Below are 26,761 nucleotides of genomic sequence, written 5' to 3'. Positions count from 1 at the left end.
TCTAAGCGTTTAGTGCTACAGAGCCAAGAAGTTATGAACAATTCCCGCAGGATCGGGGAAAAAACCGCGCTTTGCGCAACAGTTACCCTGCGCCCCGAAAGACCTCGGCGACAAAGATTTCATAGAGGGCGATTTGCCGTGGCAGGGCGTCTTTCTCCTGCACGGTCTTGGACAGGATGATCGCCCCGTCCACCAGCACAACCAGCATATCGGCCAGTGCCTCCAGTTCGACCTTGCCATGGGGCGGGTGGATCTGCGCTATCGCGGTCAGCCGCGCGTGAAACCGGGCGCGCCAGTTGAGCAGGTTCTGCCGGGCCAGATCGTGCACGGTCCGGGTGAACAGCCGCTCCTGAAAACAGGTGGCCGCGATCAGGCAGCCGGGATGCACATCCGGCAGCGCCGCCATCTGGTCCCGCAACAGCCGAAGAAACACCAGAAACTGCGCCAGCGGCTCTGTCGTCTCTTCCGCCGCGCGGGCAAAAAGCCCGTCCAGCCAGTCCTCCTCGGCGATCAGGTGGCGTTCCAGAATGGCTTCGACCAGCGCGCTCTTGTCTTTGAAATGGTAAAAGAAACCGCCCTTGGTGATGCCCACCTCGGCGATCAGTTCCTCGATCGAGGTGGCGGCAAAACCCTTGTCGAGTATGGCCACTTCCGCTGCTGTCAACAGCCGGTCTCGGGTCGTCGCCGTACTGCGTGGCTTGATAAAGGACATGGCCCCTCCTTTCGCGGTCAGCTTACCGGATGGCGGCAGGCGGATCACAGTACCGATGGTGCAGTGTACCACGAGTCCACTGGCCGCCGCCCTGACCAACCTTCAGACTGGCCCAAAAGGAGCCGCATCATGCCCCCGGTCTTTGCCCCACACCCCGATGGCCTGCCGTGGTTTACCGAAGGCGGCACAGAAACAGAGCTGATGTTTCGCCACGGGTTTGAGTTCGATCACTTCTGCGCCTTCACCCTGCTGGACAATCCCAAGGCCATGCAGGTGACGCGTGACATGTACCGCCGCTTGCTGGACCAGATCGCAGCCGCTGGCGGGTGCGCGCTGCTCGGCGGGCTGGACTATCGCGCCAGCGCCGACTGGGGGACCTTGGCGGGCTACGAACGCGCCGCACTGGACGACATCCAACTGCGCAACATCGCCTTCCTGCGCGAGGTCAGCGCACCCTACATGGGCCAAATCCCCGAGATCCGCATCGCCGGTATCCTTGGCCCGCGCGGCGACGCCTATGCGCTCAACCGGACGATCACCGACACAGAGGCCGAAGACTACCACAGCCAGCAGATCGACACCTGCGCGCGCGACGGGGTCGATCTGATCTGGGCCGCCACCATCAACAACCTGCCAGAGGCGGTGGGGATCGCCCGCGCCGCCACCCGTGCCGACATCCCGGTGAACATTTCGTTTACCCTGACCGAGGAGCACCGCTTGCGCGCGGGCCCCAGCCTTGCCGAGGCCGTCACCGCCACCGACGCCGCCTGTGGCCCCGATGCGCGCCCCGACAGCTATGGCATCAACTGCTCTCATCCGCTGGAATTCGAACCGGCGCTGGAGACCGGCTCTTGGCAGGCGCGCCTGCGCAGCTTTCGCCCCAACGCCGCCGCCATGGACAAGATCGCCCTGTGCAAGCTGAACCACCTCGAAGAGGGCGACCCCAAAGAACTTGGCCAGCAGATGGGGGTCCTTGCCCGCCGCCTTCCGCAGGCCGACATCTGGGGCGGGTGTTGCGGCACATGGGACAAACACCTGGCCCGGATCGCCCCGGCGGTCATGGCCGCGCGTCGCCAACAGGCATGAACCACGCTCCGGCTTCTTCTTTGTCGAAATACCCGGGGTGAATTGGCCGTCAGGCCAAGAGGGGCAAAGCCCCTCCTGCGCGCTTGACCACGGGCCTCAGCCCTCGCCGGTCAGCGCCTTCACCTCACGCACCAGCCAGTGCAGGTCCGCATCGGGCACGCCGATTTCATCCAGATGCGCGGCGGTGTTGTAGAGGTATTCGGTATTCGGCCCACGCCCGCCCCGCGCCCGCGCAATGATCCGCGCCTGTTCTTCCAGCGGCAGGTGGCAATACTGCACATGATGCGGGTCGATCACATAAGACACCGCCTCCACCCGCCGTCCGTCGGTCAGCGCCAGGTCCAGACGCTTTTCCAGATAGGCCGACGAGATCAGCTCGCGCTCGCGCAGGTAGGCCAGCGTCTCATCCTCGGTGCCCGGTACCGCGCGCAACGCCAGCCCGTCACAGCTTGCCCCGTCCTGTTCGTCCAGCGCCAGAACCAGACCCGGCGAGTCTTCGGTCCCGCGATGGTGGATCGAATACATGCAAAAACTGCGCGCATAGCCATGCAGACGTCCCTGCACCCGTTCCGCCACCGGGAATCCGGGGTTCCACAAGAGTGAGGCGTATCCGAACACCCAAAGCGTCATCAATCTGGTCCTTCCCGCTGACGGCCTGTAAACACGATCAGAAGCGGCAGGAAAAGGGGCAGAGCCGATGAATCGCGTGATCTTTGCGGTGGCGGCGGCGCTGCTCATCGGCTGGGCGGGGTTCTGGGTCCTGTCGTCCTGGACCCTGAAGCGCGACATCGCGGGATGGTTCGACGCGCGCCGCGCCGAGGGGTGGCAGGCGGAGTACACCGACCTGAAAATACGCGGCTTTCCCAGCCGCCTTGACGCCACGCTAACCGGCGTGCGGCTGAACGATCCCGCGCGCGGTGTCGGCTGGGAGGCCGCGTTTTTCCAGATCCTCGGGCTGACCTACCGGCCCGGTCATCTGATTCTGGTCTGGCCGGACACGCAGAGGCTGACACTCCCTTCCGGTCCGGTCGCCATAGACAGCACGGGACTGCGCGCCTCGCTGGTGCACGGTGCCGAGGGCCAGATCCTGCGCGCCAACCTTGAGGCAGAGGTTTTCAACATCGACGGACCGCAGGGGGCGCTGGCCCTGGCCGGTCTGCGCGCCGCCGTCACCGGCGTCGCGGGCACCCCAAACCTTTACCGGATCGGTCTCACCTCCGAGGCACTGGCCGGACCCGACAGCCCTCTGCTGCCCGGTACTGCCCGCGCGGATGCGCTGCAACTACAGGCTGAAGTCAGCTTTGACCGGGGCTGGACCCTTGACGCGCTGACCGGCCCCCGGCCGCAGCCGCAAAAGATAGACCTGCGCCAAGCCGAATACCGGTTCGAAGGGCTGGAGCTGAACCTTGCCGGGCGTCTGAACGCCGACGCAGGCGGGCGCGCCAGTGGCCAGATGACGGTGCGCGCGGTCAACTGGCGCGAAATGCTGGGCCGCGCGCGCGACGCCGGGCAATTGCCCGAGGGGCTGGCCGATACCTTGGAAACCGCCCTGTCGATGGCCGCCGGACTCAAGGGCAAGCCTGACACGCTGGACCTGTCGCTGGATTTCAACGAGGGGCGCGTCGCCTTCGGTTTGATCCCTCTGGGGGAGGCCCCGCGCCTGCGCCTGCCCTAGTCACGCTTCCCCCTTGCGCAGGGGCGCAGAGGGGTCGACAGTTGCGCCATGACTGACACGCTTTTTGCCCGCATCGACGCCGCCCGCGACGATTTGATCGCTCTTACCCAGGATCTTGTCCGCCTGCCCACGCTGAACCCGCCGGGCGCGCTGTATCATGACATCTGCGCCTATCTGGAGCGCAGGCTGGCCGCCTCGGGGTTCGACTGCCAGATGATCCGCGCGACGGGCGCGCCCGGCGACAGCGACCGTTACCCCCGCTGGAACGTCATCGCCCGCCGCGTCGGCACCCGACCCGGCGAATGTGTGCATTTCAACTCTCACATTGACGTGGTCGAGGTGGGGCGCGGCTGGACCTATGACCCGTTCGGGGCGGTGCTGGACGGCGACCGGATCTATGGTCGCGGCACCTGCGACATGAAAGGCGGGCTGGCGGCGTCGATCATCGCCGCCGAATGTTTCATCGCCGAACATCCCGACTATGCGGGCGCAATCGAGATTTCCGGCACCGCGGATGAGGAAACCGGCGGCTATGGCGGTGTCGCCCATCTGGCGCAACTGGGGTTCTTTTCGCCCGACCGGGTGCAGCATGTCATCATCCCCGAACCGCTGAACAAGGACCGCATCTGCCTCGGCCATCGCGGAGCCTGGTGGGCCGAGATCGAGACCAAGGGAGAGATCGCCCATGGCTCCATGCCCTTCCTTGGCGATTGCGCCGTGCGCCACATGGGGGCGGTGATGCGGACCTTTGAGGACCGGCTGTTCCCCGCGCTGACCACCCGCGAAACCGCCATGCCGGTCACGCCAGAGGCGGCGCGGCAGTCCACCCTCAACATCAATTCGATCCACGGCGGCGAGGCCGAGCTTGAAGACTTCACCGGCCTGCCCGCGCCCAATGTGCCCGACAGTTGCCGGATGGTGATCGACCGGCGGTTCCTTGTGGAAGAGGCCTATGACGAGGTCCGCGGAGAGGTCATCGCCATGCTGGACGACCTCAAGGCCAACCGCCCCCGGTTTGACTACACCATCCGTGACATCAACCGCATCGACCCCTCGATGACCCCGCAGGAGGCCCCGATTGTGACCACCGTGGCGGCGGCGATTCAGGATGTGCTGGGGGCCGCGCCCGCCTATGTCGCGTCGCCCGGTTCCTACGATCAGAAACACATCGACCGCATCGGGCGGCTGAAAAACTGCATCGCTTACGGGCCGGGTGTGCTGGAACTGGCGCACAAACCCGACGAATGGGTGGGCGTGACGGACATGCTGGACAGCACCAAGGTCATGGCCCGCAGTCTGGAGACGCTGCTTTTGCCAGCATCGTGACGCCCGTGGGACGGTGGGCGGGGCGTCTTTCGGCGCAGCCGAAACAGCGTCCGTCCAGCGTCACACGCCGATATTGTCGATCAAACGCACACCCGCCAGCCACGCCGCCACCAGCAGGCGCGCGGGCCTGTCCGGTCGTTCCAACAGCGACAGGTCCTCATTTGCCCGCAGGTCCAGATACTCGACCTTTGTGAATCCCGCCGCCGCCAGACGTGCCTCTGCCTTGGGGCGCAGGTCTGACGCCGCCTGCCCGGCGCGCAACCCATCTGCCATGTCGTCCAGCGCCTCGTGCAGCGCCGCCGCCCGTCCGCGCGCCCGGTCCGACAACAGCAGGTTGCGCGAGGACATGGCCAGCCCATCAATCTCGCGGATGGTCGGGCAGCCGACGATCTGGCAAGGCATGTTCAGATCCGCCACCAGCCGCCGCACCACCTGCACCTGCTGCCAGTCCTTCTCGCCAAAGAACGCCAGATCGGCGGAGGTCTGCAACAGCAGCTTGGTCACCACCGTGGCCACGCCGTCGAAATGTCCGGGCCGGTGCGCCCCGCACAGCACGTCCGTCAGACCGCTGACCGACACGCCGGTCGCGAACCCCTGCGGATACATCTCATCGCCATCGGGCACAAAAATCGCATCGACGGCAAAGCGCGCCAGCTTGGCCGCGTCGTCATGTTCGGTGCGCGGGTAGTTCTCGTAATCCTCGGGGCTGTTGAACTGCTTGGGGTTTACAAAGATCGTCACGATCACCCGGTCGCAACGCTCTTTCGCCGCCGCCACAAGGCTCAGGTGTCCGTCGTGCAGCGCACCCATCGTCGGCACCGCGCCCACCGTCTCACCAGCCCGATGCCACGCGGTGGTCATCGCGCGCAATTCAGCGACCGAGCGTACGATAGGGGCGATCATGCTTTCGGCTCCGGTGCGGCGTCACCAAAGACATGTTCGGGCCCCGGAAAGCGGCGCGCGCGGACGTCTTCGGCATAGGCGGCAATGGCCGCCGCGCCATCCGCCCCCAAGGTGGCATAACGTTTCACGAACTTGGCCTTGAAGGCCGTGAACAGCCCCAGCATGTCGTCGACGACCAAGATCTGCCCGTCGCAGCCTGCGCTGGCCCCGATGCCGATGGTAGGGATCGGCACCTCTGCCGTGACCGCATCTGCCAAGGTCGCCGGCACCTTTTCCAGCACCACGGCAAAGGCCCCGGCCCCGGCCACCGCCATGGCATCCGCCATCAGCGCATCCCCCGCCGCACCACGCCCCTGCACCTTGTAGCCGCCCAGCGTGTTGATCGACTGCGGCGTCAGACCGATGTGCGCCATGACCGGCACGCCCCGTTTCACCAAAAAGGCGATAGTCGACGCCATCTCGACCCCGCCTTCAAGTTTGACCGCACCGGCGCCCGTCTCTGCCATCAACCGGGCGGCATTACGAAAGGCCTGCTGCGGGCTTTCTTCGTACGACCCGAACGGCATGTCGATCACCATCATCGCAGCCTGCAATCCGCGCGCTACCGCCTGTCCGTGCAGGATCATCATCTCCATCGTGACACCCAGCGTCGATGGCAGACCGTGCAGCACCATCCCGACGCTGTCGCCCACCAGCACAAAATCGCAATGCGCGTCCATCATCTGCGCCATGGGCGTCGTGTAGGCGGTCAGGCTGACCAGCGGCGCGCCCCCTTTGCGGGCACGAATATCGTCCGGCATCGGCGCTCTTTTCTTTGCGGTCGCGCTCATGGTCTCATCCTCCAGCTCAACTCCGCGCAAGGTCCGGAGGTTCAGCCACCGGATCACGCAACAAAATTGCGCACCGCCCTATCATTTGCCGCGCCGCAGAACCAGAGGGCAAATGCAGGCCGCGCTTGATCACGCGGCCCCAAAGCGCAACACTCGGGCCAAAGCAACCGGGAGCCCCGCCATGATCCTCCGCCTGACCCTTGCCGCCGCTCTGCTCAGCGGCACCGCTGCGTTGGCGCAGCAAACCGACCTGACCCTTGCGATCCAGTTGGAGCCGCCGCACCTTGATCCGACCTCTGCCGCCGCCGGGGCCATCGACAGCGTGCTGTATTCCAACGTGTTCGAGGGGTTGACCCGCTTTACAGAGACCGGCGCCGTTGTCCCCGGCCTTGCGCGGGAGTGGGAGATTTCCGAGGACGGGCTGACCTATACCTTTCACCTCGCCGAGGGTGTGACATTTCACGACGGCACCCCCTTTGACGCCGAGGACGTGAAATTCAGCCTCGACCGCGCCCGCGCCGAGGACAGCACAAACGCGCAAAAGGCGCTGTACACCGGCATCAGCGACGTCACCGTAATTGACCCGATGACTGTGCAACTGACGCTTGACGCTCCCGACGGCAACCTGCTGTTCAGCCTCGCCTGGGGTGACGCGGTGATGGTCGCCCCCGAGAGCATCGACGGGATCAAGCAGACCCCCATCGGCACCGGCCCGTTCAAATTCGAAGACTGGAAGCAAGGCGACAGCATCACGCTGGTGCAAAACGCCGATTACTGGGGAGAGGCCCCCTATCTGACCAAGGCGACGTTCAAGTTCATCTCGGACCCCACGGCCGCCTTTGCCGCCATGATGGCGCAGGACGTCGACGCCTTTTCCGGCTTTCCCGCACCCGAAAACCTGCCCCAGTTCGAGGCCGATCCGCGGTTCACCGTCATCAAGGGATCGTCCGAGGGCGAAACCATCCTTGCGATGAACAACAAACAGCCGCCCTTCGACAACCCGATGGTCCGAGAGGCCGTATCCCACGCCATCGACCGGCAGGCGATCATCGACGGCGCGATGTTCGGCCTTGGCACCCCCATCGGCACGCATTTTGCCCCGCACAACCCTGACTACGTCGATCTGACGGGCCTGTCCGTTTATGACCCCGACCGCGCGCGGATGTTGCTGGTGGATGCGGGCTATGCCGAGGGGTTTACCACCAGCCTGAAACTGCCGCCGCCCTCCTACGCCCGTCGCGGCGGTGAGATCATCGCCTCGCAACTGCGCAACGTCGGCATCGAGGCGGAGATCACCAACCTCGAATGGGCACAGTGGCTGGAAGAGGTGTTTCGCGGCAAGGATTTCGGCCTGACCATCGTCAGCCACACCGAACCCTTCGACATAGGTATCTACGCCCGGCCCGATTACTACTTTCAGTATGACAACCCCGAGTTTCAGGCCCTGATGAAGCTGCTCAACGCCACCACCGACCCCGGTGCGCGCTCTGACATGCTGGCCGAGGCGCAGACGATCATCGCCAAGGACTATGTCAACGGCTACCTGTTCCAACTGGCCTTTCCCACGGTCGCGGATGCCCGGCTGGAAGGGCTGTGGCCGAACCAGCCGACACAGGCAAATGACCTGACAAAGGTGCGTTGGACGGAGTGAAACAACGCTTGAACCGCAGCCCATACATGTCAGCCTGCTAAAGATAGATCAGGGGTTGCGGTCCGGCACTCCATATTGCGCGCCGCTCAGGTGAGCCCGGCACCTGACGCATTTTTCAGGCGCCCTTGTCCTCGACCGCACAATGCCGAACAGATTCCAAACCGAACCAGACGGATATGGTCAGATGCCCCCAGCCACAGCCACAGTTTCCGCCCGGTACCTTACCCTGCTTCTCGCCTGCGCTCTGGGCTTGACCGTCACGCAGACCACCCTTGTCCAAGCTGCGACCATCCGGGCAGGAGACGGTGCGCCCTGTGCGATCCACATCCGGGGCATCATCGAAGAGGGCGATTTCGACAAGCTTGATGTCGCTCACGATGCGTTTTCCGCAAAGCTGCGCTCTGGTGAGATACGCGATGAGATACGCGAAAAGATTCGCAAGGACGGGCGCGTTATCTGTCTTGATAGCGAAGGCGGCCATCTGATCGAAGGCACGAAAATTGCGCGTGAAATCAGGTTTGACCGATACCCGACCTACATCGGCGACGGCAGCCAGTGTTATTCGATTTGCGCCATCATCTTCATGATGGGCAATCAGGAATATCCGGGCGCAAAGCTTCCCGAAGACAGGTTCATGTACCATCGGACGTTGCACATCGGCGGCGATCTGGCCTTTCACAGCCCCTCGCTCAAGATCCAGTCCAACCAGCGGTATTCCTCCGAAGCCATCGAAAAGGCCTATGCCCTCGGTATCGAAAGCATGCTGGAGGTCGTCCGTACCTCCGCAATGCTGCGTCCGTTCAAGACGCGGCCGATGATCCACCCCGAGCTTGTGGAAAAGATGCTGGCCACACCCGGCGACGATCTGTTCCACATTCGAACGATGGAACAGGTCCTGAATTGGGAAATCAACCTGGACGGGTTGCCGCCTTTTTATCCGCAACGAAATGTGCAGTTGCAGATGGGGTGCGAAAACAGTCTGGTGCACGGCTATCTTTTGCCGTCAGAGCGCAGCTACGGGTATTACACTCCCTCCATGATGACCAGGGATGTGTTTGGCTTTGAACGGATTCTCGGCGCGGACCGCGTGTTCGAAATTGGCCCGCCATTTGAAAACGGGGTCACCGAAATCTTCAGCTTTCGGTATTTGGAGCTGCCAGTGGAATGTCAGGTCAAGCTACACCCTGATCGTGTCGAAATCTGCGGTGATGATCCCTACCTCAGCACCCCGATTGGCGATTGTGCCGCAGGTGAGTTTGAGGCTTTCCCGCCTGAAACCCGCTTTCATCCACTGACCGAATTCGCGGCCCTACGGGACGCGCCTGTCGCCGCAGACGTCATCCGCAAGGCGCGCTGCACATTGCTTGCGCCCTCGGGGGCCGTTCTGCGCGATGAGACCTGTACTCAATCCGTCGATCTGATCGATGACCCGGTGCGCCCGCACTTTCGCCATACACTGCGCTGGTACTCTGGCGCAGTGACCGTGATTGAGATCAAGATCCACATGTCCTCTGAGACATCCGCGACCGATCTTTACTTCGTCGACAAGGAGGCTGCTCTCCCGGAGGGCGACGCTAACCCATGCCTGCGCCGGTTGTCGGATGGTAAGGTCGTCTGCGTCGACGCACTCTGACATGTACCATCCCACCCTTTCGCGTTTCAGGCCCTGCCGCCCAACCATCACACAAAGGCCTCCACCATGCGCAACGACATCCCCTGCTTCACCGCCACCCACGCAACGCTGGACGGCATCGACATCGCCTATGAGACCGGCGGTGTTGGCCCGCCGCTGCTGCTCTTGCACGGCTTTCCGCAGACCCGCGCCATGTGGGCCGAGGTCGCGCCGCGCTTGGCGCAGGATTTCACCGTCATTTGCCCCGACCTGCGCGGTTACGGCGAAAGCGGCAAACCAAATGGCGTTGACAGCTACAGCTTTCGGGAAATGGCCCGTGATCAGGTGGCGTTGATGCGGCATCTGGGGCACGACAGCTTTCACCTTGCCGGGCACGACCGGGGCGGGCGCACCGCGCATCGGATGGCGCTGGATGCGCCGCAGGCGGTGCGCACCCTGACCGTCATGGACATCGTCCCCACGCACCTGTTGCTGAGCGATCTGACCTACAAGGTCGCCAAGGCCTATTACCACTGGTTCTTCCTCGCCCAGCCGGAACCTTTTCCGGAATCCATGATCGCCGCCAACCCGGAGGCCTACTACGAAAGCTGCCTGTTGAGCTTTGGCAAGGCGACCCTGGCCGATTTCAATCCGGCACAACTGGCCGCCTACCGCGCCGCATGGGCGGACCCCGCGTGCCGCCGCGCCATGTGCGACGACTATCGCGCCGCCATAGAGGTGGATTTCCATCTCGACGCGGCGGACCTTGGCCGTCGTGTCCCCTGTCCCGCGCTTGTCCTTTACGGGGCCGACGGCGCGATGGCCCGCGCCTATGACGTGCCTGCCACATGGGCCGACCGGCTGGCTGACATGACCGCCCGCGCCATCCCCGGAGGGCATTTCTTTGTCGACCAGTCGCCGCAACAGACCGCCGATGCCTTGCGGGCCTTCCTGATCGCGTGACCTCTGGACGCCTGTCCTGCCCGCTCCTACGGTGCGGTCCATGCTGGCCTATCTGACCCGACGCCTGACCTCGCTGATCCTCAGCCTCATTGCCGCCTCGGCGGTGATCTTCCTTGTGGTCGAGGTGGCCCCCGGCGATCCGGCCAGCTACATGCTGGGGATCAATGCCCAACCCGAAACCGTTGCCGCCCTGCGCGACGAACTGGGCCTCGATCAGCCGAAAATTCAGCGCTACCTGTCGTGGGTCGGCGGCATGCTGACCGGCGATTTCGGCCTGTCCTACACTTATCGCACCCCGGTGGCAGAGATGATCGCCACCCGGCTCTGGATCTCATTGCCGCTGGCGCTCTATGCGCTGACGCTGGCGATCCTGCTGGCCTTTCCCGCCGGGCTGATCGCCGCCGCCACGCGCGGGCGCGCGCCGGATTTCGGCGTCATGGCGTTTTCACAACTGGGCGTGGCGATCCCGAATTTCTGGTTCGCCATGCTGTTGGTGCTGGGTTTTGCGATCACATGGCGGGTCTTTCCGTCCGGCGGCTTTCCCGGCTGGGACAACCCGTTACAGGCGATCCGCGCCCTCACCCTACCCGCCGTTGCCCTTGCGCTGCCGCAGGCCGCCATCCTTGCCCGCGTGCTGCGGTCCTCATTGATCGACGTGCTGGGAGAGGACTACATCCGCACCGCCCGCGCCAAGGGGCTGACCCGGCGACAGACCCTGTGGCGGCACGGGGTGCGCAATGCGCTGATCCCGGTGCTGACCATCATCGGGCTGCAATTCTCCTTTCTCATCGCGGGCGGCATCATCATCGAACAGGTCTTTTACCTGCCCGGCCTCGGGCGGCTGATCTTTCAATCCATCAGCCAGCGAGACCTGATCGTCGTGGAATCGACCGTCATGCTGCTGGTCTTTGCCGTGATCCTCGTGAACTTTCTCACCGACCTTGCCTATGCGCTGGCCGATCCAAGGTTGCGCAAGGGATGAGCCGCAACCTGATCCTTGGCGGTGCGCTGACCGCGCTGTTCCTTGGCGCCGCCGCGCTGTCGTTCCTCTGGACACCGGGCGACGTGACGGCGCTCAATATCCCGGCCCGTCTACAACCGCCAAATGGCACACACCTGCTGGGCACCGATCATTTCGGGCGGGACATTCTGTCAATGCTAATGGTTGGTGCGCGCACCTCGATTGCCGTGGCCTTGGTGGCGGTAGGCATCGGAATAACGATAGGCGTGCCCCTCGGCCTTGCCGCCGCAAGCCGTGCAGGCGGATTGCTCGATGAGCTGATCTCACGTTCTGCCGACCTGATCTTTGCCTTTCCCAGCCTTGTCATCGCCATCCTGATCACCGCCGTCTTTGGCCCCGGTGCGCTGAACGCGATCCTTGCCATCGGCATCTTCAACATCCCCGTTTTTGCCCGCCTCTCCCGCGGCGCGGCGATGAGCCTGTGGACCCGCGAATTCATTCTTGCCGCCCGCGTCGCGGGCAAGAACCGCGCCCGCATCAGCGCCGAACACATCCTGCCCAACATCGCCAACCTGCTGATCGTGCAAAGCACCATCCAGTTCTCTCTGGGTATTCTGGCCGAGGCGGGTCTCAGCTATGTCGGCCTTGGCGCGCAACCGCCCGTGCCCTCGTGGGGCCGGATGCTGGCCGATGCGCAGACGCTGGTGTCGCTGGCCCCGCATGTGGCGCTGATCCCCGGCCTGACAATTGTGTTCATGGTGCTGGGATTGAACCTGCTGGGCGACGGGCTGCGCGATCACTTTGATCCGCGCCTCAGGGTGCTGCGCACATGACCGAGCCGCTTCTACAGATCGACGGCCTGTCGGTCACGATCCACGGCAAGGCCATCCTCGACGGCATCGACCTGACCGTCGCGCCGGGGGAAATCGTCGCCCTGACCGGCGAGTCCGGGTCCGGCAAATCCATGACCGCGCTGGCCACCATCGGCCTGTTGCCGCAAGGCGCACAGGCTGCGGGAAAGCTATCTCTGGGCGGCACGAACCTGTTGTCGCTGCCAGAGTGGCAACTATGCGAGGTGCGCGGCGTCGACATCGGCATGGTCTTTCAGGAACCGATGACCGCGCTCAACCCGGTGCAGACCATCGGCGCACAGGTGGCCGAAACTATCCTTCAGCACAGCCCCCGCACCCCCCGCGCAAAGGCGCGAGACAAGGCGCGCGCGGCGCTGCACCGCTGCGGTCTGGACCTGCCGCTGTCGCGGTATCCGCACGAACTGTCCGGCGGCCAGCGTCAGCGCGTGGTGATCGCCATGGCCATCGCCCTGCGCCCTCGCCTGTTGATCGCGGACGAACCGACAACGGCGCTGGACGTGACCACGCAGGCGCAGATCCTAGACCTGTTGCAGGATCTGACCCGGACCGAGGGCATGGCCCTGATGATGATCACCCATGATCTGGCCGTGGTGGCCAACATGGCCCATCGCATCGCCGTCATGCAAAACGGGCGCATTGTCGAAACCGGCCCCACCGCGCAACTGCTGGCGCACCACGAACACCCCTATACGCGCGCGTTGTTCGAGGCCTCCAGCCACCAGCCTCACCTGCCGCCCCGCCCCGACAGTGGTCCGCTGCTGAGCGCACAGGGTGTCACCTGCACCTACCCGCTGCCGCGCCCGCATCCCTTTGCCGCCAGACCCAGCTTTACCGCGGTGCACGACGTCAGCTTTGACATCGGGCGCGGCGAACGTGTTGGTCTGGTGGGCGAATCCGGTTGCGGCAAGTCCACCCTGACGCGCGCGCTGCTGGGGCTGACGCCGATCGCGGCCGGCACGATCACGCTGGACGGCGAGGCGGTCTTTACCGACCACAGGCCCAACCTGTCGGTGCGCCGCCGCATTCAGGTGGTCTTTCAGGACCCTTACGGCAGCTTCAACCCCCGCCACCGCGTTTCGCGGCTGATCACCGAACCTTTCCACCTGTTGCCCGACCCGCCAAAGGGCCCTGCCCGCGACGTCGCCGTGGCCGAGGCGCTGACCGCCGTGGGCCTGTCACCGGATGACGCACACAAACACATCCACGCCTTTTCCGGCGGCCAGCGTCAGCGTCTTGCCATTGCACGCGCGCTGATCATCCGGCCCGAGTTGATCGTCTTCGATGAGGCCGTGTCGGCACTGGACGTCCGGGTGCGCGCCCAGATTCTTGACCTGATGGCCGACCTCAGCGCCTCTTACGGGCTGGCCTATCTGTTCATCAGCCACGATCTGTCAGTGGTGCGCGGGGTAACGGACCGGGTCATGGTGATGCGCGCGGGCCGCATCGTCGAGCAAGGCCCGACAGAGCGCGTCTTTGCCGCGCCTGCCCACGCGTACACGCAAAGCCTGCTGGCCGCCGCACCGCACCTGCCCGCACCCGCTGCCTGACACCCCACGCTTTCAAACCGCTGGACCTTCCCGCCCCGGCACAGCAGGATGCCGCCAAAAGGGAGGACACCATGCGTTTTGAAAACCGCCACGCGGTTGTCACCGGCGGCGCGTCGGGTATTGGCGCGGGCATTGCTCGCCGCCTTGCCACCGAGGGTGCGCAGGTCACGGTCTGGGACATCAGCGAGGCGAACCTTGCCGCCATGGAGGACCAGCCCAACATCCGCACCCGGCAAATCGATGTCACCGACGCCAAGGCCGTCACCGCCGCCATGGCGGAGGATCAGACAGCGATGGGCGGGCTGGATACGTTGGTCTGTTCGGCGGGCATCACCGGCCCCAACACCACCGTCATCGAATACCCCACCGACGCCTGGACACAGGTTTTCGATCTCAACGTCCACGGGCTGTTCTATTGCAACCGCGCGGCGGCGGCGCTGATGCGGCCCGCTGGCTTTGGCCGGATCGTCAACATGGCCTCTATCGCGGGCAAAGAGGGCAATCCGAATGCCTCGGCCTATTCCGCCTCCAAGGCGGCGGTGATCGGCCTGACCAAATCGCTGGGCAAGGAACTGGCCGACACGCGCATCACCGTCAACGCCATCGCCCCCGCCGCGGTGCATACCGCGATCTTTGACCAGATGAGCGACGAGTTCATCGCCTACATGAAATCCAAGATCCCCATGGGCCGCTTCGGCACCATCGAGGAGATCACTTCCATGGCCTGCTGGCTGGCGTCGGAGGAGGCGAGCTTTTCCACCGGCGCGGTCTTTGACCAGTCCGGCGGGCGCGCGGTCTACTAGGGAGGGCACCATGAGACTGCAAGGCAAACGCGCCATCGTGACCGGGGCTGGTTCGGGCTTTGGCGAGGGGATCGCGGCCCGCTTTGCCGCCGAGGGCGCGCAGGTGGTCATCGCCGACATCAATATGGACAACGCGCGCCGGGTGGCGGGGGACACCGGCGGTCACGCGCTGCACGCCGACGTTGCCGACCCGGCCAGCGTCACCAATCTGGTGGCCGAGGCGAACGACCTGATGGGCGGCATCGACATCCTTGTGAACAACGCGGGCATCACCCATCTGCCCGCCTTGATGGAGGATGTGAGCGAAGCGGACTTTGACCGGGTGTTCGCGGTCAACTGCAAATCGGTCTACCTGATGGCCCGCGCCTTGGTGCCCGCGATGAAGGCGCAGGGATCGGGGGCGATCCTGAACGTGGCCTCGACGGCGGGGGTGTCGCCCCGGCCCAAGCTGAACTGGTACAACGCCTCGAAGGGCTGGATGAACACGGCGACCAAGGCGATGGCGGTGGAGCTGGCGCCCTTTGGGGTGCGGGTCAACGCGCTCAATCCGGTGGCCGGCGAGACGCCGCTTTTGGCCAGCTTCATGGGCGAGGACACGCCGGAGATGCGGGCGAAATTTCTGGCGACCATCCCCTTGGGAAGGTTCTCGACCCCGCGGGATCTGGCCAATGCGGCGCTGTTCTTGTGCTCGGACGAGGCGGATATGATCACCGGGGCCTGTCTGGAGGTGGATGGGGGGCGTTGTATTTAGGGTGTCCACGCGTGGACAGCTTTGCGCCTGTGTAAAATCAATGGGTTACAGAGACGAATTAACCTTTGGTTCATTTTCTGCGCGACGGTGGAACACCGCCGTTCGGGTGGCCGCGATCAATTCAGAGGCCGCGATCAAAAGGACCAGAACCTAGTGGCAGCGGGGTCAGAGGCCCAAGGGCCTCTGCCATCCCCACGTTGAAACCCAAGCCCAAAAGCCATTGCTGATCAACTGCGTGGCGTCCGGGTGATCAACCAGACTCGGCCCGGATCAATCATTTTACAATTTTATTTGTTTCGGGCAGACTGAATCCGATAGTCGGCGAAGTCATAAGGAAGTTTTTACAGCATGGTCACGTTCTCTTTTGATGATCCGACTCCAACGCGGCAGACACGTGTCAGCGAAAGCAACTTCACCGTAAACTTCACCGAAGAGAGTGTGAATTTCCTGTGGTCGATCAGTGGCGGCACAGGCAGCAACAGTTTCGGCTTTCAGGGCCCGCCAGTTGACCCAAACGGCGTCTTGTTCGGGAATTTCGATGCTCCGGGCACGGGAACCGTGTTCACCGCTGACGTGTCGGGTCCTTTGGTCGGAGGGAACCCCCAGACAGCCTTTTCAGGCAATGTGACGGTTGATTTCCGCGGGGCCGGTCCCGGCACGAACGTGACAGTTGCCTTTCATCTGGTCGGCGGTGGTACGACAAATGGCCTGTTGACGGCCGGGGGCGATGTAAAGGCGGTGGGCAATTTCACGCACATCACCTTTAGCTCCACCAATGTATCGCAACTCATGCAGATCGAATCCATTTCAGCGAGCTCGTTGAATTGCTTCACAGCGGGAACCGCCATCTCGACGCCGGACGGGCCGGTCCCGGTTGAAACCTTGCGGGCCGGTGACACCGTCTTGACCGCCGATGGCCGCAAGACAGAGGTTCTGTGGCTGGGCCGCCAGCCTGTCGACAGCCGCGTGATGCACCCCGCCAAGGTGAACCCCGTGCGCATTGTGGCCGGTGCGCTTGGCGGCGGACTGCCCGTGCGTGACCTGCGTCTGTCGCCGGACCACGCCATCGCCCTCGACAACCACCTGATCAATGCCGGGGCGTTGATCAACAACACCACGATCTATCAGGAACGGGGGCAGATGCCCGAAGGTTTTGTCTATTACCACGTCGAAACCGAGGCCCATGAACTGCTGCTGGCCGAGGGTGTGGCGGCGGAAAGCTTTATCGACTACGCAAATCGCGACGGTTTTGTGAACGGTCACGAAATGGACCGTCATATAAAGGAAATGGCCCTGCCCCGCATCAGCGCGGCGCGGCTGGTCCCGGAAGAGACAAAGGCGCGGCTAGAGGCTGATGCCGATTTGAGCAGGCTCAAACAACGCTTGAGCGCCTGAATTCCGCCTTTCCCGCTGGTCGAACCTGTTTCTTGTGACGGCGCTGGATGTGCCGGGCCTCAGCAATGCCGCAACCAGAGACTGGTCCGGCAAAGTGGACGCCGGAACAATCTGCAACCGGCGCGAAAAACCGGCGGGGTTCGGCGCGGCGCAGGGCTATGAGCGTTTCAACGCCGCGTTCCATCCGCGGGATGTGACCCTCCCGCCGCAGGCCATGGGGCAGGAGGCCGCCTGTGTCACCGCGTCCGTCCGGGGCGGGTGCGGCACGGTCGGTGTCTTTGCCAAACCGGCGTTGCAGATTGCCGGTGGCCGGTCACGGCGGCAGAGGCTGCGGCGCTGACCGGATGGATGGGGCGCAAGGACTGAGGGGCACCTGCGTCGCGCGGGGGACCGGGGGGACCGGGGCCGGCGGCCATGGTCCCGGATCGTCTATCCTCTTGAAAAATCTATCCGGGATTTGCTAAAAATTCGGAAAATTTATTGTCCGTCTTCGGGATACGACAGCCAAAACAAAGGGGGGCATTGCCGGATCGAGGCCGTTGCGCCGTAAGAATTGCATATTTTTGTGGCACATTACAAAGTGACTCAGGGAACTTTGACAATCGTCCCTGATCGCCACCGGCACCGGACAGGTGACGGCGTTTGAAGGGATACAATGGATGGGTCTTGCTTTGCGGTGTTCTCAATACAACACCCCCATTATCAAGCTGGCTTGGGCACTGCCCACCCTGATTTCCGTTGTTCTGGTCGATGCAAGCGCGCATACGGGCATTCCTTTTCCCGCGCCGTTTCTGACAATTTTCGTGAGCGTTGTCCTTGCCGCGTCCCTTGGCGGGCAGCGCGCCGGGTTTGCCGCCGGGCTTATCGCGGCGCTGTTTGTGGTCAAGGCCTATTCCGACCAGTACGGCCCCCCTTCGTTGACAGGCGGCGTGCAGCAAGTGATCTTTGGCGCGGTTTTGTTCTTTCTCATCGGCATGCTGCTTGGACGTTTGAGAGATCAGCGGGATGCCAGCATGCAGGCCCTGCGCCAACATGAGCAAGATCTTGAAATCTCATTGCAAAAGGAACTCGCGGAGCGCGCCAGACAAGAGGCCATCGTGGCCGAGCGCGAAGCGCAACTGGTCACCGCGACGCGGATCGCGGGCCTTGGTCATTTTTCGTTCGAAGCCTTCACCGGCAATTGCAACTACTGCTCTGAGCAACATGCCGCTAATCTGGGCATGACCGCCGAACAATTCATGACGATTGCCCAAGGCGACGGCCCGCAGTTGCCGCATGTCCACCCCGATGACCGGTCGATTGTGCTGGATGCGATTGACAAGCTCAATTCCGGCGAGAGCCAGACCTTTGAATACCGCCTGCTGAACGCAAGCGGCGAAGTCCGGTACATCCGCCAGATCGAGGTGCCACGGTCCGATGAAACCGGCAAGGTGGTCGAACATATCGGCACCAGCATGGACATAACCGACCTGCGCCTTGCCGAAGCGCGGGTGCGCCAGTCGCAGCGGATCGAGGTCATAGGCACGTTGACCGGGGGTGTGGCGCATGACTTCAACAATCTGCTGGCGGTGATCCTTGGCAATCTTGAGCTGTGTCTGGAACTGGACCGCGAAGAGGACCGCAGGGAGCTGATCCAGTCCGCCATCAAGGCGACGGTGCGGGGCGCGGGCCTGACCAGAAACCTGCTCAGCTTTGCCCGGCGCGCGCATCTGGAACCCAAGCGCATCAACCTGAACCAGACCATTCAGGACACGATGGCCTGGGGATCGCGGGTGTTGCCCAAGACGATTGCCCTTGAGAATTCGCTGATGGCCGGGCTGTGGGATGTGGAACTGGACGCGACCTCGGCGGAGAACGCGATCATCAACATCCTGCTGAACGCGCGCGATGCCATGCCGGAGGGGGGCCGGGTGACGATCGAGACCGCCAATATGCGCATCGGCGAAGAATATGTGTCCGAGCGGGACGAGGACATCGAACCGGGCCGCTACGTGATGCTGGCGATCAGCGACACCGGCCACGGCATCCCTGCCGACAAGCTGGACAGCATCTTTGAGCCGTTCTACACCGAAAAACCCGTGGGCGAAGGGTCCGGGCTGGGGCTGTCGATGGTGCAGGGCTTTATCAAGCAGTCCGGCGGCGCAATCCGCGTCTACTCCGAGGTCGGCGTCGGGACGACGTTCAAACTGTACTTCAAGGCCGCCGAAAAGCACGAGCAGGACGCCAGACCCGAGCCGCAAAAGACCTTGCAGCCGCCAAGCGGAGCGGCCTCGATCCTTGTCGCCGAGGATGAGAGCGAGGTCATGCGCATCCTGAAACGCACGCTGGAAGACGCGGGCTACGATGTCACCACCGCACAGACCGGCGATGAGGCTTTGGAGATATATCAGGCCGTTGGACAGTTTGACCTGCTGATCACGGACGTGGTGATGCCCGGCAGGCTTCTGGGCCCGGGACTGGCCAAGGCCATCCGGCAGATCGACCCGGCCTTGCCGTGCATCTTTCTGTCCGGATATGCCGCCGAGGCGACGGTGCATGGCAATGGGCTGAAACCTTCGGACGTCCGACTGATGAAACCGATTGGCCGCGCGGACCTGCTGAACGCGGTGTCCAATGCCCTGCGGGATGCCAAACGGACCCCTTGAGACACCCGCAGGGTCTGAGGGGTTGCGCGCGGGCGGATGCGCGGGGATGCTGCGGGATGTGCGGCACAGGAGACCCCCGATGCGTCCCGGACCCAAGAACCTGATCACCGATGTTGCCGGTCTGCGCGTGGGCAACGCGCAGGATGCGCGGATCAAGAGCGGCGTCACGGTGGTGACGGCGGAGGCGCCCTTTGCGGCCTCTGTCTCTGTCATGGGTGGCGCGCCAGGCACGCGGGAAACCGATCTGCTGGCCCCGGACAAATCGGTGCAGGCGGTGCATGCGCTGGTGTTGTCGGGCGGCAGCGCCTTTGGGCTGGCCGCCGCGCAGGGGGTGATGGATGCCCTGCACGCGCAGGGCAAGGGGTTTGAGATATTCTCGGCGCGGGTGCCGATTGTCCCGGCGGCGATCCTGTTCGATCTGCTGAACGGCGGCGACAAGGCATGGGGTGACAACCCCTACCCCGCCCTGGGGCGGCAAGCCTTGGCGGCGGCAGGCGAGGCGTTTGATCTGGGCACGTTCGGGGCCGGTGCGGGCGCGCAGACGGCGCAGCACAAGGGCGGGCTTGGCTCTGCCAGTCTGGTGCTGGAGCGCGGGATCACCGTGGGCGCGCTGGTCGCGGTGAACCCGATGGGCAGCGTGACAACACCCTCGGGGCGGCAGTTCTGGGCAGCCCCGTTCGAGGTGGACGCAGAATTCGGCGGTCTGGGCGTGGACCCTGCGCCGGGGCTGGTCTTGCCCCGCAGCCGCAAGACGGCGGCGATGGCGGAGCAGGGCAATACGACAATTGCCGTGGTGGCGACGGATGCGGCGCTGGACAAGGCCCAGTGTCACCGGGTGGCGGTGGCGGCGCATGACGGCATGGCGCGGGCGATCCTGCCAGCGCATAGCCCGATGGACGGCGATCTGGTCTTTGCCGCCGCGACGGGGGCAAGGGCGCTGGATGATCCGATGGCACAGGTGGCGATGATCGGCCACGCGGCCAGCGTTTGCCTCAGCCGCGCCATTGCGCGGGCGGTGTGGGAGGCGCGGGCAGAGCCGGGCGATACATTGCCGACGTTGCGGCAGGAATTGGGGTTGGTGGCGGGCTGAAGCCCGCCCTACGGTGTGTGGTGGGCGGTGTGTGGTGGATGGCGGGCGGTGCGCGGTAGATGGTCGTGTTCAGCGCAGCTTTGGCGGCTTGTCCGGGTCGGACCCCGGCGCGATCTGTTCGAGTTTCGCGGGTTCGGGCGGTTCCGGCAGGTCAAAGCGCAGCGCCACGCGGGCCAGTTCCGCGGTGGTTGCATCGCTGTCCGCCAGAAAGGTCACGTCCAGCGCGCCCGCCTCCAGCCCCGAGAACACCAGCGCCTCATTGATGGTCCCGGCAAGGGCGCGTTCTGCGCCGGGGGTGGTGCCGGTCAGGCCCAGCAGGTGCCCGCGCGTGCCGTCGTCATAGATCACCTCGGCCAGATAGGCCTTGCGCGCCAGACCGGCGGCGGTGGCAAGGCGGGAGTCCAGCGCGGTGACTAGCTGTTCCGGCACGCGGGGGGCGCGGAATTCGGTCGGGCGGGCCTGTGCCTCTTGTGGGCCGGAACCCAAGGTCTCGACCAGCCACGACAGCGCCTCTGGCGGCAGAAGGATCTGCGAGGGCGCGGTTTCAAGGTTGAGCGCAAGGCCAACCCCCTGCCCCACCACCATGCTGGCCAGCGCGCGGCCTGACAGCGCCGCATAGGGCACGGCGCGACCGGCGAAACTGGACAGGCGGTCCTCACGGTCAAAGGCCAGCAGGAACCGCGCATCTCCGAGGTCAAAGAGTTCCGGGGAAATCGCGTCACCCTCTGGTTCCTGTGTCAGCATCAGGAAGAGTTCGGTGCTGGCGAGGCGGTCGTAATAGCGCAGGCGGGCGGCGTCATCCTCTGGGGTGGCCTCCATCGCCGCATGGGCGCGGTCCAGTTCCGTCAGGGTCTCATCGTTCATGCCAGCACCTCTTTGACGCGGGTTCTGAGGACCGGCAAAAGATCTGCCTCGAACCATGGATTGCGTTTCAGCCATGCGGTATTGCGCCACGACGGATGCGGCAAGGGCACGGCCTCGGGCGAAAAGTCGCGCCAGCGGGTGACGGTGTCGGTCACGCCGGTTTTCACGCCAAGGTGCCATTTTTGTGCGTAGCCGCCGATGAGCAGGGTCAGGCGCACCTCGGGCAGCGCCGCCATGACCTGCGCGCGCCACGTGCGGGCACAGATCGGTGGCGGTGGCAGGTCTGATCCCTTGCGGTAGCCGGGAAAGCAAAAGCCCATTGGCACGATGGCGACACGGCTGGCATCGTAGAAGGTATCGCTGTCGATCCCCAGCCAGTCGCGCAACCGGTCGCCGGAGGGGTCGGTGAAGGGCATGCCCGACTGGTGTACCTTCATCCCCGGAGCCTGTCCGGCGATCAGCAGCCGCGCGGTGGGCGTGGCGCGCAGGACCGGGCGCGGCGCATGGGCGGTTTCCGTCGCGGCAAAGCGGTCGGCGCAGAGGCGGCAGGCGCGGATGTCTGTCAGCAGCTTGTCCATGTGACGGACCCTACAGGCCGCGCGGGATGAGGTCACGTTGGCGCGGGTCGCGGGCAGTCATTTCGACACCTGTCGAAATAAAGCTTGCGCGGCAGGTTCATTTCGACAACGTTAGAAATATGAAAATGACTGATTCCCCCGCCCTCACCGTCGAAACCGCCGCCTCCAAGTTTGCGGCGCTTGGGTCCGAACAACGCCTGCAAGTGCTGCACACTCTGGTGCGCGCAGGCCGTGACGGGCTGAGCATCGGCGCGTTGGGTGAGCGTACCGGCATCACCGGCTCCACCCTCACCCACCACCTGAAAATTCTCTCTGCCGCCGGTCTTGTGACGCAGGCGCGGCAGGGACGCTCCACCATCTGCGCGGCGGCCGACTATTCCGAGGTCGAGGCGCTGTCCGATTACCTGCTGCGCCAGTGCTGCGCGGATGCCGCCACCTGCCACAAGGATGCCGATCATGGCTGATACCACGACAACTGCAACCCGCCGCCTGCCGCCGGTCCCCAAGGTCTGGCTGGTCATTCTCGGCATTCTGGCGCTGGTTGCGCTGCTGGACTGGCCGCAGTTCCCCGATACGGTGCGGTTCACCCTTGATGCGTTGCTCGGCACCGCGCCGTTCATCCTGTTTGCGGTGCTGGCCGTCGCCTACATGAAGGCCACCGGGGCCGAAACGCTGCTGGCCAAGGCGTTTGAGGGGCGTGAGGTGCGGATGATCTTTCTGGCCGCAGCGCTCGGCGGGCTGTCGCCGTTCTGTTCGTGTGAGGTCATTCCGTTTATCGCCGCCCTGCTGGCGGTGGGCGCGCCGCTGGCGGCGGTCATGGCCTTTTGGCTGGCCTCTCCGCTGATGGATCCGGCGATGTTCCTGATCACTGCGGGCACGCTGGGCTGGTCCTTTGCCGTGGCCAAGGCGCTTGCGGCGATCGGGCTGGGCCTGCTGGGCGGCTTTGGCACCCGCGCGCTGGCCAACAGCGCGGTGTTTCGCGATCCGCTGCGGGAGAAACCGCAGGTGGGCGGCTGCTGCGGCGTCAAGAAACCGTTTCAGGGCAAGCCGGTCTGGCGCTTTTGGCAAGACAGCGACCGGGTCGAGACGTTCCGCGATACCGGGCTGGAGAATGCGCTGTTCCTGCTGAAGTGGCTGACGCTGGCCTATGTGCTGGAGGCGCTGATGATCCATTACGTGCCGGCAGAAATGATCGCGGGCCTGCTGGGCGGCACCGGCATCACGCCGATCCTGATGGGCGCATTGGTCGGGGCCCCCGCCTATCTGAACGGCTATGCCGCCGTGCCGCTGGTCGATGCGCTGCTGGCACAGGGGATGGCACCGGGCGCGGCGATGAGCTTTGTCATCGCGGGGGGCGTCAGTTGTATCCCCGCCGCCATCGCGGTCTGGGCGCTGGTCAAGCCAAGGATTTTCTTTGCCTATCTGGGCTGGGCGCTGCTGGGGGCGATGATCGCCGGGCTGACATGGGGCGCGATTGCCTGAGTTCCTTGGTTAACTGTTGCAGGTTCGGGCCCCACGCGGGGCCCGAATTGTTTTTGTTTCGCCGCAAGGCCATAATGTGAACAAATTATCTACCTAAATCACCGATACACCAAAGTACGAGGGAACCGAGGCACAACCGGGACGCCCAGATGTTAGAGTTCGACATGGTCAGCAAGTCCTTCTGGACAGGGACGCAGCGCAAGGTGATCCTTGACCGCGTGTCCTTTCGTGTCGAACTGGGGGAATCGCTTGGCATCCTTGCGCCCAACGGGACCGGAAAATCCACTGTCATCAAGATGATGGCCGGTCTGGAAAAACCCGATGAGGGTGAGATTCGCCGGACCTGCCGGGTGTCCTTTCCGCTGGGGTTCATGGGCGGGGTCGTCTCCAAGATCTCGGCCAAGGAAAACGCCCGCTTTATCGCCCGGCTCTACGGATTGGACCCCGATTACGTCGAATCCTTCTGCCGATGGCTTTGCGACCTCAAGGAATACTTTGATCAACCTTTGGGCACATATTCGTCCGGGATGCGCGCGCGGTTCACCTTTGCGCTGATGTTGGCGCTGGATTTTGATATGTACCTGATCGATGAGGGCATGCCGAATTCCACCGATGCGGGGTTTAACAAACGTGCCGGCGACATCCTTGCCGACCGGCTGCGCACCACAACGATCATCATCGTCTCACACCAGCCCAAGGTGCTGGAGAAATTCGCCCGCAAGGCGGCTGTCCTGATGGATGGTAAAATGCATATGTTCGACACATTGGAAGAAGCGAAACGGCTGTATGACTACGAAACCGAAAGCTAAGAAATTCCGCATTCGGCGTTCCCCGGCCGCTCCCGCCTTGACCGGAGAGAGACCCGCGCCAGAGACCGTCAGCGCCGCGCGTGCCGCCGCCCCCGGCGCTGCGGCCCCGCCCTCTGTGACACCGCCCTCTGCGACACCGGCCATGCAGACCCCGGCCCCTGTGTCGCCGGCAACGCAGACACCGGCAACGCCGACCAGAGCGACGCCGCCCGCCACGTCACGCCCGCAGTTTTCCAAACCCGCCCAACCGCCGGAGGTGCGCAGCGGTGAGGTCGCCTCGCCCCGTCAGGTGGCCGGTGAGATCGACATCGACAGCATCCGCGCCGAAGGTCTGACCGGGCGACAATTGCGCATGGCGCGGCGGGTGGCCAACAAACACGGGCTGAATCCGACCTCTGATTTCGACGCGGTGCGCCTGTTGCGGCAACGCGGGATCGACCCGTTCCAGCGTACCAATATGCTGGAACTCGTACAGGCAGAGGCCGGGCCAAGGCCGGAACCCGCGCAACCGGTCAAACCCGACCCCAAGGTGCAACTGCCGCAGACGATAAAGCCTGAAAAGCAGCAATTGCCGTCGACGGAAACTATCAGCCCGGCAGAGCGCCGCGCCGCTGAAATCCTGCAAATCCAGCGCGAACTGGCCGCCCGACGCCGCAAGAAGATGATGCTGCTGATGGTGCGGCTGGCAGCCTTTGTGCTGCTGCCGACGGTGCTGGCGGGGTATTATTTCTACGCCATGGCCACGCCGATGTATTCGACGAAATCGGAATTCCTGATCCTGAAGGCGGAAAACACCGGCGGCGCGATGGGCTCGTTGTTTTCGGGCACGCAGTTCGCCACCAATCAGGACGCCATCGCCGTGCAATCCTACCTGACCTCCAAGGACGCCATGCTGCGGCTGGACCGGGACGAAGGGTTCAAGGCGCATTTTTCGCAAGCGTTCATCGACCCGATCCAGCGTCTGGACCCCTCGCCCACCAACGAAGAGGCCTACGCGCTTTACAAGCGTCACATCGAGATCGGCTATGACCCGACCGAAGGCGTGGTAAAAATGGAGGTCATGGCCGCCGATCCAGAGACCGCGCGGGATTTCTCTCGGGCGTTGATCGGCTATGCGGAGGAACGCGTGGACAACCTGTCGTTCCGCAAGCGGTCCAATGCCGTCACCGACGCTGAACAGGGGCTTTTGGACGCCGAAAACGGTCGGCGTGAGGCGCAGGAGGTTCTGGTGCGCATGCAGCAGGACGGCAATGTGATCGACCCCGAGGGGCGCATCGCCGCGCTGCGATCGCAGATCAACACCTACGAATTGCAATTGCAGGAGAAACAGTTGCAACTTCAGGCGCTTCTGGACAACAACCGCCCGAACCGCGCCAAGGTCGATGGCACCGAAGGTGACATCCGGCGGCTGGAGACGCTGCTGACACGGTTGAACCGCGAGATGACAACCGCAACCACCGGAGAGGATTCGCTGGCGGAAATTGCGGTGCAGATCAAACTGGCGGAGGCCGACCTCGCCACGCGCGACCTGATGCTGCAAACCGCGCTGGAGCGGTTGGAACAGGCGCGGCGCGATGCCGACAGTCAGGCGCGTTATCTGACTACCTCGGTGGAACCGGTCGCCTCGGAAGACCCCAGCTATCCGCGCAAGTTCGAGAACACGATCCTTGCGTTCCTGATCTTTGGCGGCGTCTACCTGATGATCTCGCTCACGGCGTCGATCCTGCGGGAACAGGTCTCGACCTGAACCGGGTGTCCTCGGCGGGCGCACCTGTGGGCCTGCAAGCCCTGTATTCGCACGGCAGCCCGCATGGCACGCGCGCCATTCGGGGACGCCGCTTGGCAGGGCGGTTGCGCCCGTAAGGGCCAGCGCATCGCCGACAACTTGCCGAGGGCCACTTCGACTGTGGACACCACACGGGTGTAGCCGGAAACAGAGACCGGCACCTGTACCAAGGGCCGTTTTTGTCCAGCCCCGCCCGCCGCGCGCCATGGGCGGTTCGGCTCCCGCCCGGCGCACCCTCCCCGCCCTACATCTGGACGAGATCCCGAACTGTCAGAAAGCCCCTTGCAGCCTAGGCCCCGTCCTTGCTAAAGGGGTCGACGGAGAGGTGGCCGAGTGGTCGAAGGCGCACGCCTGGAAAGTGTGTAGGCGGGAGACCGTCTCGAGGGTTCGAATCCCTTCCTCTCCGCCACATTTTATGTG

The 26,761-nt window shown here is 64.1% G+C and carries 25 protein-coding genes and 1 tRNA gene; 20 read left to right on the top strand and 6 right to left on the bottom strand.

Annotated elements, in window-relative coordinates:
- Positions 1-82 precede the first annotated feature (82 nt).
- Positions 83-712: a TetR/AcrR family transcriptional regulator gene (locus ACN0S5_RS21045; RefSeq protein WP_417210985.1), complete on the bottom strand. Its 630-nt coding sequence runs from the start codon at positions 710-712 to the stop codon at positions 83-85.
- A 129-nt stretch (positions 713-841) separates the two neighbouring features.
- Between ACN0S5_RS21045 and ACN0S5_RS21040 the strand changes: the two genes are divergently transcribed.
- The gene (locus ACN0S5_RS21040; RefSeq protein WP_417210984.1) at positions 842-1,798 is read left to right on the top strand and encodes a homocysteine S-methyltransferase family protein; all 957 of its coding nucleotides are present in this window, start codon (positions 842-844) and stop codon (positions 1,796-1,798) included.
- Between the two features lie 96 nt (positions 1,799-1,894).
- Here the strand turns inward: ACN0S5_RS21040 and ACN0S5_RS21035 are convergent, their stop codons facing one another.
- Positions 1,895-2,428, bottom strand: a complete 534-nt coding sequence (locus ACN0S5_RS21035) for a gamma-glutamylcyclotransferase (protein WP_417210982.1) — start codon at positions 2,426-2,428, stop codon at positions 1,895-1,897.
- Positions 2,429-2,495: 67 nt separating this feature from the next.
- Here ACN0S5_RS21035 and ACN0S5_RS21030 point away from each other — a divergent pair, with 67 nt between their 5' ends.
- Together ACN0S5_RS21030 and ACN0S5_RS21025 are read left to right on the top strand one after the other, a co-directional pair.
- Complete coding sequence (locus ACN0S5_RS21030) at positions 2,496-3,473, top strand: DUF2125 domain-containing protein (RefSeq protein ID WP_417210979.1); 978 nt, start codon at positions 2,496-2,498, stop codon at positions 3,471-3,473.
- Positions 3,474-3,521: 48 nt separating this feature from the next.
- Positions 3,522-4,799: an acetylornithine deacetylase/succinyl-diaminopimelate desuccinylase family protein gene (locus ACN0S5_RS21025; protein ID WP_417210976.1), complete on the top strand. Its 1,278-nt coding sequence runs from the start codon at positions 3,522-3,524 to the stop codon at positions 4,797-4,799.
- A gap of 60 nt (positions 4,800-4,859) precedes the next feature.
- Here the strand turns inward: ACN0S5_RS21025 and panC are convergent, their stop codons facing one another.
- Together panC and panB are read right to left on the bottom strand one after the other, a co-directional pair.
- Positions 4,860-5,702 carry a pantoate--beta-alanine ligase gene (gene panC, locus ACN0S5_RS21020; RefSeq protein WP_417210973.1) on the bottom strand — a complete coding sequence of 281 codons (843 nt, stop codon included), beginning with the start codon at positions 5,700-5,702 and terminating at the stop codon, positions 4,860-4,862.
- Positions 5,699-6,532, bottom strand: coding sequence for a 3-methyl-2-oxobutanoate hydroxymethyltransferase (panB, locus tag ACN0S5_RS21015; RefSeq protein WP_417210971.1), 834 nt, complete (start codon positions 6,530-6,532; stop codon positions 5,699-5,701). The genes panC and panB overlap by 4 nt, the downstream gene beginning before the upstream one ends.
- 181 nt (positions 6,533-6,713) lie before the next feature.
- Between panB and ACN0S5_RS21010 the strand changes: the two genes are divergently transcribed.
- The 12 genes from ACN0S5_RS21010 (at position 6,714) to ACN0S5_RS20955 (ending at position 20,822) form a co-directional block, all read left to right on the top strand.
- The gene (locus tag ACN0S5_RS21010; protein WP_417210969.1) at positions 6,714-8,183 is read left to right on the top strand and encodes an ABC transporter substrate-binding protein; all 1,470 of its coding nucleotides are present in this window, start codon (positions 6,714-6,716) and stop codon (positions 8,181-8,183) included.
- Between the two features lie 184 nt (positions 8,184-8,367).
- Positions 8,368-9,816, top strand: a complete 1,449-nt coding sequence (locus ACN0S5_RS21005) for a hypothetical protein (protein ID WP_417210967.1) — start codon at positions 8,368-8,370, stop codon at positions 9,814-9,816.
- A gap of 66 nt (positions 9,817-9,882) precedes the next feature.
- Positions 9,883-10,758 carry an alpha/beta fold hydrolase gene (locus ACN0S5_RS21000; protein ID WP_417210965.1) on the top strand — a complete coding sequence of 292 codons (876 nt, stop codon included), beginning with the start codon at positions 9,883-9,885 and terminating at the stop codon, positions 10,756-10,758.
- A gap of 40 nt (positions 10,759-10,798) precedes the next feature.
- Positions 10,799-11,740: an ABC transporter permease gene (locus ACN0S5_RS20995; protein ID WP_417210962.1), complete on the top strand. Its 942-nt coding sequence runs from the start codon at positions 10,799-10,801 to the stop codon at positions 11,738-11,740.
- Positions 11,737-12,552: an ABC transporter permease gene (locus ACN0S5_RS20990; RefSeq protein WP_417210960.1), complete on the top strand. Its 816-nt coding sequence runs from the start codon at positions 11,737-11,739 to the stop codon at positions 12,550-12,552. The genes ACN0S5_RS20995 and ACN0S5_RS20990 overlap by 4 nt, the downstream gene beginning before the upstream one ends.
- Positions 12,549-14,138: an ABC transporter ATP-binding protein gene (locus ACN0S5_RS20985; RefSeq protein ID WP_417210959.1), complete on the top strand. Its 1,590-nt coding sequence runs from the start codon at positions 12,549-12,551 to the stop codon at positions 14,136-14,138. The genes ACN0S5_RS20990 and ACN0S5_RS20985 overlap by 4 nt, the downstream gene beginning before the upstream one ends.
- A 71-nt stretch (positions 14,139-14,209) precedes the next feature.
- Complete coding sequence (locus ACN0S5_RS20980) at positions 14,210-14,941, top strand: SDR family NAD(P)-dependent oxidoreductase (RefSeq protein ID WP_417210958.1); 732 nt, start codon at positions 14,210-14,212, stop codon at positions 14,939-14,941.
- Positions 14,942-14,951: 10 nt separating this feature from the next.
- Positions 14,952-15,692 carry an SDR family oxidoreductase gene (locus ACN0S5_RS20975; protein WP_417210957.1) on the top strand — a complete coding sequence of 247 codons (741 nt, stop codon included), beginning with the start codon at positions 14,952-14,954 and terminating at the stop codon, positions 15,690-15,692.
- A gap of 348 nt (positions 15,693-16,040) precedes the next feature.
- Positions 16,041-17,087 (top strand): Hint domain-containing protein, encoded by a 1,047-nt coding sequence (locus ACN0S5_RS20970; protein WP_417210955.1) that lies wholly within the window; start codon positions 16,041-16,043, stop codon positions 17,085-17,087.
- Between the two features lie 34 nt (positions 17,088-17,121).
- Positions 17,122-17,427 (top strand): hypothetical protein, encoded by a 306-nt coding sequence (locus tag ACN0S5_RS20965; protein ID WP_417210953.1) that lies wholly within the window; start codon positions 17,122-17,124, stop codon positions 17,425-17,427.
- Positions 17,428-17,746: 319 nt separating this feature from the next.
- Positions 17,747-19,732 (top strand): ATP-binding protein, encoded by a 1,986-nt coding sequence (locus ACN0S5_RS20960; protein ID WP_417210952.1) that lies wholly within the window; start codon positions 17,747-17,749, stop codon positions 19,730-19,732.
- Positions 19,733-19,811: 79 nt separating this feature from the next.
- Complete coding sequence (locus tag ACN0S5_RS20955) at positions 19,812-20,822, top strand: P1 family peptidase (protein ID WP_417210950.1); 1,011 nt, start codon at positions 19,812-19,814, stop codon at positions 20,820-20,822.
- A gap of 69 nt (positions 20,823-20,891) precedes the next feature.
- Here ACN0S5_RS20955 and ACN0S5_RS20950 read toward each other — a convergent pair whose 3' ends face one another.
- Positions 20,892-21,686 (bottom strand): SseB family protein, encoded by a 795-nt coding sequence (locus ACN0S5_RS20950; protein ID WP_417210948.1) that lies wholly within the window; start codon positions 21,684-21,686, stop codon positions 20,892-20,894.
- Positions 21,683-22,264, bottom strand: coding sequence for a uracil-DNA glycosylase family protein (locus ACN0S5_RS20945; protein WP_417210946.1), 582 nt, complete (start codon positions 22,262-22,264; stop codon positions 21,683-21,685). The genes ACN0S5_RS20950 and ACN0S5_RS20945 overlap by 4 nt, the downstream gene beginning before the upstream one ends.
- A 119-nt stretch (positions 22,265-22,383) precedes the next feature.
- Here ACN0S5_RS20945 and ACN0S5_RS20940 point away from each other — a divergent pair, with 119 nt between their 5' ends.
- The 5 genes from ACN0S5_RS20940 (at position 22,384) to ACN0S5_RS20920 (ending at position 26,750) form a co-directional block, all read left to right on the top strand.
- Positions 22,384-22,728 carry an ArsR/SmtB family transcription factor gene (locus tag ACN0S5_RS20940; protein WP_417210945.1) on the top strand — a complete coding sequence of 115 codons (345 nt, stop codon included), beginning with the start codon at positions 22,384-22,386 and terminating at the stop codon, positions 22,726-22,728.
- The gene (locus ACN0S5_RS20935) at positions 22,721-23,746 is read left to right on the top strand and encodes a permease (protein WP_417210943.1); all 1,026 of its coding nucleotides are present in this window, start codon (positions 22,721-22,723) and stop codon (positions 23,744-23,746) included. The genes ACN0S5_RS20940 and ACN0S5_RS20935 overlap by 8 nt, the downstream gene beginning before the upstream one ends.
- A gap of 149 nt (positions 23,747-23,895) precedes the next feature.
- Entirely contained in the window at positions 23,896-24,555 is a 660-nt protein-coding gene (locus ACN0S5_RS20930; RefSeq protein ID WP_417210942.1) for an ABC transporter ATP-binding protein, read from the top strand.
- A complete protein-coding gene (locus ACN0S5_RS20925; RefSeq protein WP_417210941.1) occupies positions 24,533-26,302 on the top strand; it encodes a capsule biosynthesis protein in 1,770 nt (589 codons plus the stop codon). The genes ACN0S5_RS20930 and ACN0S5_RS20925 overlap by 23 nt, the downstream gene beginning before the upstream one ends.
- A gap of 358 nt (positions 26,303-26,660) precedes the next feature.
- Positions 26,661-26,750: transfer RNA gene (locus tag ACN0S5_RS20920), tRNA-Ser, on the top strand.
- Positions 26,751-26,761 lie beyond the last annotated feature (11 nt).

It is taken from the genome of Antarctobacter sp. (assembly GCF_048262615.1).
Taxonomy (GTDB): Bacteria; Pseudomonadota; Alphaproteobacteria; order Rhodobacterales; family Rhodobacteraceae; genus Antarctobacter.
This window is presented reverse-complemented; position numbering and strand designations above follow the sequence as displayed.